Here is a 13,255-nt window from a genome sequence, read left to right as displayed (position 1 = left end):
ATACGCTGTTACGCGTCGTTGCCGGTTGCCGGCGGTGTTTCAATCGGCGGCGGCGGTTCTTCCGACGGCGGCGGCTCCTCCGATGGCGGTGGCTCCTCCGATGGCGGTGGCTCCTCCGATGGCGGCGGCTCCTCCGATGGCGGCGGCTCCTCCGAAGGCGGCGGCTCCTCCGATGGCGGTGGCTCTTCCGACGGCGGCGGCTCCTCCGATGGCGGCGGCTCCTCCGACGGCGGCGGCTCCTCCGATGGCGGTGGCTCCTCCGACGGCGGCGGCTCCTCCGATGGCGGCGGCTCCTCCGATGGCGGTGGCTCTTCCGACGGCGGTGGCTCCTCCGACGGCGGTGGCTCCTCCGACGGCGGTGGCTCCTCCGATGGCGGTGGCTCCTCCGACGGCGGCGGCTCTTCCGAAGGCGGGGGCTCTTCGGAAGGCGGCGGCTCCTCCGACGGCGGTGGCTCTTCCGACGGTGGCGGCTCTTCCGAAGGCGGCGGCTCTTCCGACGGTGGCGGCTCTTCCGATGGCAGCGGCTCTTCCGATGGCGGTGGCTCCTCCGACGGCGGTGGCTCTTCCGACGGCAGCGGCTCTTCCGACGGCGGCGGCTCTTCCGACGGCGGCGGCTCTTCCGACGGCAGCGGCTCTTCCGACGGCAGCGGCTCTTCCGAAGGCAGCGGCTCTTCCGAAGGCGGTGGCTCTTCCGACCGCGGTGGCTCTTCCGACGGCGGTGGCTCTTCCGACGGCGGCGGCTCCTCCGAAGGCGGTGGCTCTTCCGATGGCGGTGGCTCCTCCGATGGCGGTGGTTCTTCCGTCGGAAGCGGATCTATCGTCGGAAGTGGTTCCTCCGAAGGCGGCGGCGGAATAATTGGAACGTCCAGCGCATCAAGCACCACTACAGGAACCGGCACCGTCACTGCGCTACCGCATTCCATGTCACCGGGGTTGAGGTCCAGCGGCGTGCCTTGCACCACAACACGGGTATCACCCTGGATGCGGATCGACTTACCGATGAGCTTGATCTCGCCATCGTTGCTCATCGTCAGCGACGACTTGCCGCACACGATGGACAGCACCCCTCCAGCCGACAGCGAATAGGCTCCGCCCACCGCGTGCGTTGACGCGCCACCGACCGTGACCGTACGGGCCCCGCCTACCGTCAGAGTGGAGGCACCCCCAACCGCAGTCTCGTCGAGCCCGCCGATCGAAACGAACTGTCCAAGATCCACGGAATGGAAGGCAACATTCTTCACCCTCATCGAATACTTGCCGCCAACGACCGTGCTGGAAGTCGCCCCAACGGTCATGCTGTGCGCCGCGGCCACGCCGATCGTGTAGTCGGCACCGATCACGTGCGATTCGTTGAGCTTCGTCAGGCGGTTCATGTCCCGCTCAGCCTGCACCGTGAACTCCTCGGCACCCGCCTTGTCCTCGAAGCGAATGCTGTTGTAGTTCTGCAAGCCCCCTTCCATCGACCGGCTCATAAAACCGCTTTGCGTCGCGTTGCCTGGCAACTCATAGGGCGGACGCGTCACCGTGTTGTACAGACTCCCGGTGATCAGCGGACGATCCGGGTCGCCGTTCCAGAAATCGACGATGACTTCCTGGCCGATGCGCGGAATATAGATGCCACCGAAACCCTGACCGGCCCACGCCTGGCTTACACGGACCCAGCAGGAGTCGGTTTCGACGTTGCGGCCATAGCGATCCCAGACGAAGCGGACCTTCACGCGACCGAATTCGTCGGTCCACAATTCCTTGCCCTCGGGACCCACGACGACAGCCGACTGAGGCCCGCTGACGATCGGTTTCGACGTCTCCCGCGGCAGTCTGAACACTTCGCTCGTCGGCTGTACGTCGAACTTGTTGCTGCAGGTGTACTCGTAACCGCTACCCGATTCATCCGGCGTGCCAATCAGGGCGAGTTTCGTACCGATCACGAGGTACTCGCAGTTCGCAGCCGTATGGTCGTAGTGGGTCAACCCAAACGTCTGCCCGCACGCGAGTCCGCGCACGTTACCTTCGCCTTGCGCTCGCGTGCCCGGCGCGCGCAGCGCTTCCATACGCGTACGCGCGAGCAGTTCACCGTGGTTGCCGTCGGTGTAGTCGCCCGGCCAGTCGTAGCGCTCGAGCAGGTTCCAGCTGGTATCGCGCGGCTGTTGATTGATCGCTCGCATGTCGGCACGCGAACGCGTGAAATCGAAGTCGCTCGTCACATAGTGACCGGTGCACAAAACTTCCGCCGTCGAAAACGCGCTGATGTATTCGGTGTCGGTCTTGCCGTTCTGCGGTTGGAACGCGAGCGTCCGGTATGCGGAGTTCGGCGACTGGCGGTGCGCGCCGATGTGATCGCACAGCACGAGCCGGTGCTTGCCGTCGGCATGCTCGAAAAACCAGTAGATGCCCCACTCCTCCATCAGGCGTTGAATGAAGTGGTAGTCGGTCTCGCCGTACTGGACCTGGAACGCGCGCGGCTCGTTGGTCGGACTCTCACCCTCGAGCGCATAGCGGCTGACGTCGAGACGCTTTTCGACCGGATACGGATAGTCCTTCAGAACCTCGTCGATGATCTCGATGACCGTCTTGTTCTGGAAAATCTTGTAGTCGGTCGTCAAGGTGGTCAGCCACAGCCAGGGCTTCAGCACGACACGATAGACGTTGAAGCGGCCTTCCCGACGCAGGTATTGCGCGGCGGCGACGAGTCCGGTGATTTCGCGCTGAGCCGCTTCGGGATCGGCGCTCGGCTCGAGGTCGATCGCGACGGTCATTTCCTTGCCTAGCAGCGCCTTCAGATCGAGGTTGGCACTGACGGCAAGCGGCACTGTGTAATCGTCGGGCGTGCGCAACAGCAGTTCGTATTCGAACAGCTTGCCGAGATGCTCGTCGCCCTCCAGTGACATGAACTGCAGCGCCGGCTGCGTCAGTCCGTCCGCGCTCTGAGCCGGCCACCTCGGTATCGCCGCGCTGGATACGGTCACTGCGCGGCTTTGCACACCTATCGCGTTCAAGGGATTACTTGACATGCACTCCTCTAAGTTCTCTTTATCGAAAAGGCGCTACAGCTCATTGGACGATGCGGTGCCTGACGACGCGTCCGTTCGCCTTGCCAGCGTGTTTCCACTGCCAGGGCAACGAAAATCCCGTAGCAACGCGGTGAGTTGCGGTCCCGACTGCCCGCCCGATGTCAGTTCGATAACCGCGTGCCGGTCGTCGAAATTGAAGTCCACTGCCGAGCGGCTCGACGACAATGTCGACGTCACACGACCCCGGTCGATCAGACGGAACAGCGCCCACGGACCCTCGGTCATCACGGTCGACGTGTCCGGACGCACGCGCGGATTCGCGGTGAGGCCGGCCATCGAGCCGCCGCGCGGCCCCGGCCATGTGATCGGGAATGTCGTGACCGGACCGTGCGCATAGCGCAGGCTTTGCCCGTCGACGTCGATGAGCAGATCGGTAATCTCGGGGTCCAGCGACACGACCTTGAGGCCCGCATTCCACGACATCCGGGTCGCGCCGGGATCGCGGAAAAATGTCTGGCGGATCGCCGCGGCGCGCTCGAACGGTTCGAGGCTCGGTCCCTGCATGGGCGGCATGCCGGGGCTGACCGGCTTATAGCGCCACGGCCGTATGCTCGTATCGACACGGCTCGCGAGCGTCTTGTGGAAGAAGTCGTCGAGCAGGCCGCCCGCCGCGAACACGCGGTTGAAATCGTCGATGTCGACTTCCTGAACGCTCGCGACGAACGGATATTTGCCTTCGACAGCACGGCGGCATTGCGCGCCAACGCTCGATTCGACCTGCATCGTCAGCAGCGAGCCGACGTTGCGGTCCACCTTGCGCATCGACTGCGACGCGAGGCCCACGAGCACGGCGCGAAACGGCGGCGGAAGCTTCTGCGCCTCGAGCTGCATCGTGGCGCCGAGGTCGTCCGTGGGCGGCATGCTGTTGGTGGCGAGCACGTCGCCGGCGGTCATCAATCGCGTGTACTGCTCGTTGATCAGCCCGATGACGCCGCCCAGCTGCAGCACGCCGCTGCCGCCAGGCAGCGCGCTCCCGCTATCGGCCTGGCCGGTCACGACTTCGCGCAGCGCGGCAAAGCGTCGGTCGACCAGTTCACGTTCCATCTTCTGCTGCGCGAGCTGACCGATGGTGGCGGTTGCGGCCACGGCGCTCGCGGCGCGCGCCGCTTGCGAGCGACGCATGATCCCGTTGATGGCACTCCCGGCGGCCGACGGCTCGTCCGCGCCGTCAGCGACCGACAGCGACGTCTCGCGCGCGGCGGTTCGCGCGAGTCTGGCCAGCGGCGAATCCGGCGCGGCCAGCGTACGCAGCGTCTGCAGATCGGGCGCCAGCGTGCCTTCGCTGCCGGACACCGGTCTCACGTCGTCGAGAAACTGGCTCCAATAGTTGCCATAGTCGGTCAAGTACTGGCGACGGATATCGTCGGCGAGCTTGTCCTTGCGCAGCGCGTTGCCGTTTGCCATGTGCCGCCACCGCGTCGATGTATCGGCCTCGCCCATCACCCACGCGTCCTGTTTGCGCGCCTGCTCGAGAAATTCCGGCAGGCGCTTGTTGAATACCGCGTGATAGCCGTCGTAGGTATAGAGACCGGGGATGCCTCGCGCGAGCGTCGAGCCGTTGGCCAGCATGAACACGGTAGTGGCCTGCGGACCCGCGGCGCTCAGCAGCGTGACGTTCTCGGGCGCCTCCGGCGCCATGCTGTTCATCGCGCGTTCGTAGAGGCGTCCGGACGCCGGATTGCGGCCGAGGAACTCGCGCGCGCGACGCACTAGCTGCGCATTCACCGGTTTTGCCGGCACCGCGGGCACCCCTTCCCCGATCAGCGCGTCGAGGTGTCGCGCCATCACGCTGCGCTCGCCGAGCGGTGCGACGCTGTTGGCGTGCTCCCAGTCGCCGAGCACCCAGGCCTTGATCGCTTTCGCGTCGTAGTGCGAGCGGTCGAACAGCATCAGATAGACCGTCAGCGTGCGATAAACGCCGTCCGCGTTCTGTGCGCCGATTTGTGTATCGAGCACCGTTTCGAGCCGGCCGATGACTTGCGGCAGCAACATCTGTTTCAGCAGACCGTCGTAGGTCTCGCCGGCGGCGGCGCTGATGGCGGGCGCCGTGTACAGCCCGTAGCGCCATGCGAGACCGGGACTGTCGAGTTCGATGCCGTCGAACTGCGGCAGGTCACGCGACGCTGACAGCATCGACCCCATCGCCCCGGGCTGCGGCGCCTTGCGCTGCGACAGGACCCGCGCGGCGAGCCCATTGGCCTTGGCGTCGATCGCCGCAAGATACTCGCGGTTATTGCCGAAGCTAACGACGAGTGCACCGATTAGCCACACCGCGACGACGATCGCGAGCAGATGCCCGACAACACGCAACGCTCGGAAACGGATTTCCCAGTACAGGTTTGGCCGCACCAGATGCGCTTCGGCCAGGATCACGTGCTGAAACAGATTGCGCAAGAAATAGCCGCGATAGGCGGTAGGCGTAGCGCCACCGGATGACGGCGAGACCGTTTTCGGCGCGGCGCCGAACAAACCCGCAAGCCCGCGACGCAGCCGCTGCAACAGTGTGGTGCTGTCGGCGGACACGGCCTCGTGAGTTTGCGCCGCGCTCGTGAAATAGACGCCGCGCAACGTGCTGTTCAATTGTGTATCGTCGTATTTCGAATCGAGAAACACCAGCGCGAGCAGTTCATTGAGTTCCGCGCACAGGCTACGAAATTCAGACGGCAACGCATAAAGCTTCTTGCGCAGATCGACCTCGTACACCTCTTGCAGCCTCGAGTTGATGCTGTCTTCGAGTCCCTGCTCCAGCTCACGCATCTCGGCCGCGCAGGCCACGCGCAATGTGTCGCGGCCGTGTTGTTCCGGCTCCTCCTGATAAGGCAGTGTGAAGCCGAAAATCTGCGCGCGGCTCTCCGCTGTCAACGACTGGAAATACTCCCCGAAGCCGGGCAGCAAATCGAGCTTCGTGACGAGTACGTAGACGGGGAATCGAATCCCTAACTGCTGGCGCAGCTCGCCAAGCCGCGCGCGCATCGACGCGGCGAGCGCCTTTCGTTCGGACGCGGGGCGCGTCAACAACTCTTCGACCGAAACGGCCAGCAGCGCACCGTTGATCGGCGCGCGCGGGCGCCGCTTGCGAAGCAATCCGAGAAAGCCGCGCCATTCGGCCTCGTTCGCGCTCTTCAGGTCTTCCGGTTTGGCGTCGATCTTCGCGGCGTCTTGCGATGCTGCGTCCTGAACCGTATAACGGCCAGCGGTATCGATCAGCACCGCCTCGTTCGCGAACCACCAGTCGCAATTCTCAGTTTCGACGCGGCCTCTCAGCGACGCCGCGGCCATCTGTTCCGCCTCCGGAAAGTCCAGACCCGAGTTCAGGACCAACGTCGTCTTGCCGGCGCCCGGCGAGCCCACCACCATGTACCACGGAAGTTCGTACAGATAGCGCTGGCTTTCGAACAGACGACGCAGCCCCGCCGGTCCGCCGCGCATGCGTTTGAGTTTGTCGATGGCCTTCGCGACGACCGCGTGAAGCGCGCGGATTTCGTCACGTGCGACAGGGGTCGCGGCCGACTTCTTCGTGAACGGGTTCAGAACGCGCTGCAGCAGCACGTCGTCGCTGCGCACTGCCCGCCACAGGCGATACAGCCCATAGATCGCGTAGCAGGCAAGCAGCACCGAGATCAGCAGCACGCGGGACCATGTGGTGCCGAGCGGATGCGTTTCGCCGAACGCGAGTATCGGTCCGAAATACCAGAGCGCGACACACAGCAACGCGACGCCGATGACACCCGACGACCAGCCGAGCAGCCAGAACAGCAGCAGCAACAACAGCACGACGATCGACAGCGCGCGCGAGAACACGCTGTCGAGCGGCCGGTAGTCGCCAAAAGCGATCAGAGGCCCCACGAACCAGACAGCCACAGCCGCCACGAGGATCGCGGCGAACACCAGCGTCTGGCGCGTCAGCACCAGTTTCGATAAGCGGTTCAAATAAGACATCAAGGCTTTCCCGTTAGTGCGTGACGAAGACTTCCACGCGTCGATTGCGGGAACGACCTTCCGCTGTAGTGTTGTCCGCGACAGGTTGTGCATCGCCCTTGCCGACGGCCAGGATGCGATTGGCAGGCACGCCGTGCGCCTTCAATACGTCGGCGACGAACGCCGCGCGCTGTTCCGATAACACCCGGTTGTCGGGAAACTCCGCCGTGTGGATCGGCTGGTTGTCGGTGTGCCCGGTCACCGTGACGTGGCCGCCGACCCGCGCGACCTCCTGCGCAACCCTGCTCAGCACTGGATCCAGTTCCGGGCGAATGCGGCTTTGCTCCGGAAGAAACACGTAGTCGCCACGAAACACGACCCGGCTGCTGCGCTCGTTCTCTTCGACCATGACCTGGCCGCGAGCAATCTCGTCCTTCAGCAGAACGGACAGGCGCAAGCGCTCGTGAACGACCGGAGCCGCGACCTTGATCGGCACTCCGATCGCGAGAATCTTTGCTTGCAGCGCATTGCTTTGCGCCAGAAGTCGATACTCGTACCAGGCGAACAACGAGAACACGCATAGCGCGGCGACGCCCGCCGTCGCCCAGACCGGCACGCTTTTCAGCAGCCGCATCTTGCCCGGCTCCTCGCCGCGCCAATGCGGCGACAGTTCGAGCCGCAGCGTGTCGCGCGTGCCGCTGATGAGTGTCAGCATCCGCTGCCGGATCTGCTCCAGATGACGTGGACCGTCCGCGGCAACGCTGTAGCGTCCTTCGAATCCCAGGCTGAGAATGCGATACAGCACCTCGAGTACGTCGATGTACTCCTGAGGGTCGGTTGCCATGCGGCCGATCAGCAGGAAGAACTTCTCGCCACCGTCCACTTCTCCTTCGAAGTTCAGCAACAAACCCCGTGCGGCCCAGATGCCACCGCTCCCCCAACGCGTGCGGTTGGCGGCTTCGTCGAGCGCGGTGCACAGCGCGTAACGAACAGCCGCCACATGTTTCCACGGCAAACCTGCTTTGTCGCAGACTTTCTGGAATGCGGCGACCTCACGCACCAGCAGCGAGCGCAAGCTCGCGACCGGGGCCAACGAATCGAGCGAAGCCGGCATGTCCGCCAGCATGCGCAACAAAGGCTGTGCGGCTTCACGCAACGGATTGCGCGCGGTCTTCATGCGCTCGAGACGCGTCTGCACCTCTTCCGGCGGATCGAAGGCGGTCGCATCGACGACCGGTTCCTGATTGGCGGCGGCCGCGGTTGTGGGACGGCCAGCGGGCAATCCAGACGGCTGGCTCTGGCCAGAAGCGGAGTTCTCGGGGTTCAGCAGAAAGTCGAACGCATCATCCCCGTATGCGCCGGTACTCATTTTTGACGCACGCCCCACAGTTCAAGCTTGAGTTCCGGGAAGTGTCCGGCGACATGCATGGCAAGCCCTCCGTGCCGTGCAATCTGCTCCCAGAACGGTCCGGTACGCGACAGTTCGAAATATATAAAGCCCGAGTTGAACGGAATCTGGCGCGGAGGAACCGGCAGCGCGGCTATGGTCAGACCCGGCAGGTGCGAACGGATCAATTCCGGCAAGCGCTGTGGATGGCTGATCTTCGTTTGGGCAAGAAACTGCTGCTGCAGCAATTCGGAAGGCATCTGAGCGCCCACCGCGAGCACGAGGCTCGAATAGCCTGCCAGTTCGTTCGGCAACATGGCGGCCGTGCGGATGCCGTGCGCCTGCTCCGTAAGCGCAATCGGCTGCGCACCGCGAATCAACACCTGGTTCAACAGATAGTGAACCTCCTCGACGAGCGGCCTGATACTGCTGTAGAGCTGCGCGTGGTCATAGCCTGGAGCCGGCCGCGGACGACGCGTTTGTGGACGCACGAAGGTCGAAAGCTCGCCGGCAAAAAGCGCGAGCTCGCGATACAGGTCTACCGGCGCTGTCTCCTCGAGCTGGCAAATATGTTCGAGCAGCGGCTCATAGCGATTGAGCACCTGGAGCAGCAGATAGTCGGCCACTTCGGCCGCCGCGCCCGAACGGCCATCGGCACCTGACAGACGAGCGGCGAGCGCGTCGGCGCGTAGCCGCGCGAGGCCGTGCAGCTGCATCGCCCATTCGCGCAGCAGTGGATTCGCGCCGTAGCCGGTCACGGGCGGAATGTGGTCGGTGCTGTGCAGCGACACGGCGCCGTCCGCGTGCAGCGCCTTCACGCGCGTCAGCGCAACACCAATCCAGGACTGTGTCAGCTCTTTCTCGGGCAACAGCCGCAGGCGCAGATTCGACAGTTGGACGGGCTTCGGGCCCTGGCCGATCGCATTGCTGTCGCGCAGTTCCGTGTCGTACGCATGGTAACGGGCCAGCGATCCGCTCTGCTCGGTGAAGGCGGTTTCCTCGGTATTCGGCAGGCGAAGCGGGATCGCCAGGTAAATCACCTGCTCCTGATGTTCCGGTCCGATCGTCAGTGGGGGCGGAGGCTGCGTCAGACCCGGCACCTCGAACGGCGTACCGTCCGGAAATACGCCGAGCCCGCTTTTGAATACCAGCTTGCCGAACGCGAGCGATTCCTGATCGATTTCATAACGGCTGAAACCCCAGAAAAACGGGCTCAGCGGCGCACTGCGGCGATGGGCGAACGACTCGAAATATCGTTCCTGCTGCTGAAACAATTGCGGGCGCAGGAAAAGTCCCTCGCTCCAAACAACTTTGCTATACCAACTCATCGATATTAGTCTGACTTTGAAATCGAAACAGTGCGCTGGTCAAGCTGGATCGTCAGCTTCTGTTCCTTGTCTGGAAGAGCCATCCTGTACCATGCGGCGTCGGGCGCGACTGGCAACCGGTACACCCCGCGCCAGACTGATTTCCCGAGATCCCGGTAGCCGGCCAGCACGCCAATTGCGGTAGTGGCGACATTCGACTTGCGGACGATCTCGCGGGTGTCGCCGGGACGCAGAATGAATTCGTCGACGATCAGCGCGTCGTCGCCAAGGATTTTTTTGTCGTCGCTTTGCAGCGTGAAAAAGTCGGCGGTTTGAAACGCGGTGGTTGACTTCAGTTCGTAGATCCGCACGAGGATCGGCGCCGCCGTTCCCCACTCGTTCGGATTGACGTTCTCGTTTGCCGCGATCTGAAGCCGGAGGGTCGTTCGCTCCTTGATAACGGGAGCCGGCGCGCCAGCGCACCCGGACAGCCATGCGCCGACCCCGCTTAGGGCTAGCCAGCCCCCGATGCGCAGCCATATCGCGAAGCGAGAAAGAAAGATCGAAACCATCTGACGGTATCAAGGAGGTCTCGCACGTAGTCCTGAATGAACCAGGATGCCTGCATCCAGCCCGGCATCCTGGCTAACAGTCTTCACTGTCCACCGGACAAAAGAGTGGTGGTGTCAGGATTCAGGAATCTGTGCGACTTTAGGCTTTGTTCTTCTTGATATCGAAGGTCGCCGTGATCGCACCGCCGCTGCCGCCTTGCGCGTTCTGCACCACATATTCCTGCTTCAGGCGAGCAAAGGACAGACTCACCGTTTCGCGGGGACGTGATTCGCTGTCGCTGACGCCGGAGGGATGCACCGAGGTAACCAGCACGTCGCTCATCGTGAATTTGATGTATTCGAGCGGATTGCCGCCGGCTTTACGCACGACCAGCTTCGCTTCATCGATGTGCTTACCGGTCAGGCAGTATTGCGTCAGATTGGGCGTTGCACGATCGATGAAATGCTCGAACGTGAAGTCTTCGACCGTTGCCCGGCCGGCGCCACCGCCGGAACCAACGTGCATATTCGATTGCTGCGTAACGCCCCACCCCCAGCTCAGAACGTCGATTTCATCCTTGTGGTTAGCGTCTGCCGACTCACCATCAATCCCGTTAATCTTGAGAAAGATGTCTTGCGCCATAAAAGTACTCCTTGGTACACGTTAGTTTTGAGTTGCTCAATGAAAGCCAGGCATATTTAGTGAGCGCCTGTCCGTCGCTCAATCACCGCATAAGCGGTAGACGCCGGATCAGGCGGCTTCCTTCACGAGCGGCAGCTTCGCGACGAGACGCAAAGAAACCGTCAGACCTTCGAGCTGGAAATGCGGGCGCAGGAAGAATTTCGCCTGGTAATATCCAGGATTTCCCTCGACGTCCTCGACGACCACTTCGGCCGCCGCCAGCGGTCGACGTGCCTTGGTTTCCTGCGACGAATTGGCGGGATCGGCGTCGACGTAGTTCATGACCCATTCATTGAGCCACTGCTGCATTTCATCGCGCTCCTTGAATGCGCCGATCTTGTCGCGCACGATGCACTTCAGGTAATGCGCAAAGCGCGAGCACGCAAACAGATACGGAAGACGCGCCGATAGATTCGCGTTAGCAGTTGCGTCCGGATCGTGGTACTCGACCGGTTTCTGCAACGATTGCGCACCGATGAACGCCGCGTAATCAGTGTTCTTGCGGTGGATGAGCGGTATGAAGCCACTCTTGGACAATTCCGCTTCGCGGCGGTCGGAGATCGCGATTTCCGTCGGGCACTTCATGTCGATCCCGCCGTCATCCGTCGGGAACGTGTGACACGGCAGGTTTTCAACCACACCGCCGCTTTCCACGCCGCGAATCAGCGTGCACCAGCCGTAGTTCTTGAACGAACGGTTGATGTTCACCGCCATTGCGTAGGCCGCGTTCGACCATACATAGCGTTGATGATCCGCGCCGTCGGTCGCCTCTTCGAAATTGAATTCGTCGACCGGATTAGTCTTGACGCCATACGGCAGACGCGCAAGAAAACGCGGCATTGCAAGGCCGATGTAACGCGCGTCTTCGGAACTGCGCAGCGAGTTCCAAGGCGCGTACTCGAGGTTTTGCGTAAAGATCTTCGTCAGGTCGCGTGGGTTCGCGAGTTCCTGCCACGAGTCCATCTGCAGCACGGACGGCGCCGCGCCGCTAATGAACGGCGCATGCGATGCTGCCGCCACCTTTGCAATCGAGCCCAGCAGGTCGACATCGGCCGGTGTGTGATCGAAGTAGTAGTCAGCGACGAGACAGCCGTACGGCTCGCCACCCAACTGCCCGTACTCTTCCTCGTAGATTTGCTTGAAGAACGGGCTCTGGTCCCACGCAATCCCTTTATAGCGCTTCATCGTGCGGCGCAGATCGTCCTTCGACACGTCCATGAAGCGTATCTTCAGTTTCTCATCTGTTTCCGTGTTCGCGACGAGGTGGTGAAGTCCACGCCATGCGCTTTCAAGACTCTGGAAATCTTCGTGATGAAGAATCAGGTTGATCTGTTCGGACAATTTGCGATCGATCTCCCCAATAATCGACTCTATGTTTTTGTAGGCGTCGTCCGACACTGTTGCCGATGTAAGCAGTGCTTGCTGAGCGAGCGTTCGGACAGCCCCCTCGACAGCCTCGCGCGCGCGCTCCGTTTTGGGCTTGAATTCGCGCGACAGGAGTGCATTGAAATCGGATTGATTGGTCACGCTCGCCGTTGCCTTGGCGCGCGTATTCGCTTGAAGTTCGGCCATCATTTCCCCATTGTTTCAGGCTGTGCTTTCGTGCGGAAAGCAAAGATCATTCGTCGGTCACCGGCTCGCCGGTGGTTGCCGCTTCCGGTTTCGGCGCCTTGGCAAGCGCTTCGAGCAATGCAGGGTCTCTCAACACCTTGCTGACCAGATTTTCCGCGCCACTCTTGCCATCCATATACGTTTGCAGATTGGCGAGTTGCGTACGCGCCTCCAGCAGTTGCGCGAGCGCGTTAACCTTCTTCGCGACGGCTGCGGGCGAGAAATCGTCCATGCTTTCGAACGTGATATCGACCATCAGCTGACCTTCGTTCGTCAGCGTGTTGGGCACCGCGAACGCGACGCGCGGTCTCATGGCCTTCATTCGCTCATCGAAGTTCTCGATGTCGATATTGAAGAACTTGCGATCGCCGACGGCGGGCAACGGTTCGAGCGGCTTGCCCGACAAGTCGGCGAGGACGCCCATCACGAACGGGAACTCGACTCTCTTATCGGAACCGTAAATTTCGACGTCGTATTCGATCTGGACGCGAGGAGCACGATTACGTGCGATGAATTTTTGGGAACTGGTAGAAGCCGACATAGTGCTCTGAGGTTATCGCTCAAATAAAATAAGAAGCGGTGGCACCGCTCGTTTTCACTTAGGAACGCGCTCGAAATAACTTCCCGCTATGCGCCGTTCCTTGAGCGAATGCTGTAGTTCCACGAAGGCAGGGTTGAGTCGTACGCGATGTTGAGCGAAGCGCGGACGTGGCGGGTGACCGTCCGTC

At 62.3% G+C, this 13,255-nt stretch carries 8 protein-coding genes; all 8 read right to left on the bottom strand.

The window, feature by feature from the left end; translation table 11 throughout:
• Positions 1–8: 8 nt before the first annotated feature.
• Positions 9–3,011: a type VI secretion system Vgr family protein gene (locus tag AB3X96_RS21605; RefSeq protein ID WP_368591308.1), complete on the bottom strand. Its 3,003-nt coding sequence runs from the start codon at positions 3,009–3,011 to the stop codon at positions 9–11.
• 33 nt (positions 3,012–3,044) lie between these two features.
• Entirely contained in the window at positions 3,045–7,010 is a 3,966-nt protein-coding gene (gene tssM, locus AB3X96_RS21600) for a type VI secretion system membrane subunit TssM (protein WP_368591307.1), read from the bottom strand.
• Between the two features lie 13 nt (positions 7,011–7,023).
• Positions 7,024–8,358: a type VI secretion system protein TssL, long form gene (tssL, locus tag AB3X96_RS21595; protein ID WP_368591306.1), complete on the bottom strand. Its 1,335-nt coding sequence runs from the start codon at positions 8,356–8,358 to the stop codon at positions 7,024–7,026.
• A complete protein-coding gene (gene tssK, locus AB3X96_RS21590; protein WP_368591305.1) occupies positions 8,355–9,704 on the bottom strand; it encodes a type VI secretion system baseplate subunit TssK in 1,350 nt (449 codons plus the stop codon). The genes tssL and tssK overlap by 4 nt, the downstream gene beginning before the upstream one ends.
• Before the next feature lie 5 nt (positions 9,705–9,709).
• Complete coding sequence (tssJ, locus tag AB3X96_RS21585; RefSeq protein ID WP_368591304.1) at positions 9,710–10,255, bottom strand: type VI secretion system lipoprotein TssJ; 546 nt, start codon at positions 10,253–10,255, stop codon at positions 9,710–9,712.
• A 139-nt stretch (positions 10,256–10,394) separates the two neighbouring features.
• Positions 10,395–10,877 (bottom strand): type VI secretion system tube protein Hcp, encoded by a 483-nt coding sequence (locus AB3X96_RS21580; RefSeq protein WP_176111536.1) that lies wholly within the window; start codon positions 10,875–10,877, stop codon positions 10,395–10,397.
• Between the two features lie 108 nt (positions 10,878–10,985).
• The gene (gene tssC / locus AB3X96_RS21575; RefSeq protein ID WP_176121500.1) at positions 10,986–12,488 is read right to left on the bottom strand and encodes a type VI secretion system contractile sheath large subunit; all 1,503 of its coding nucleotides are present in this window, start codon (positions 12,486–12,488) and stop codon (positions 10,986–10,988) included.
• 46 nt (positions 12,489–12,534) lie between these two features.
• Positions 12,535–13,068, bottom strand: a complete 534-nt coding sequence (gene tssB, locus AB3X96_RS21570) for a type VI secretion system contractile sheath small subunit (RefSeq protein WP_368591303.1) — start codon at positions 13,066–13,068, stop codon at positions 12,535–12,537.
• Positions 13,069–13,255: the final 187 nt, after the last annotated feature.

Source organism: Paraburkholderia sp. BR13439, assembly GCF_040948805.1.
Taxonomy (GTDB): Bacteria; Pseudomonadota; Gammaproteobacteria; order Burkholderiales; family Burkholderiaceae; genus Paraburkholderia; species Paraburkholderia youngii.
This window is presented reverse-complemented; position numbering and strand designations above follow the sequence as displayed.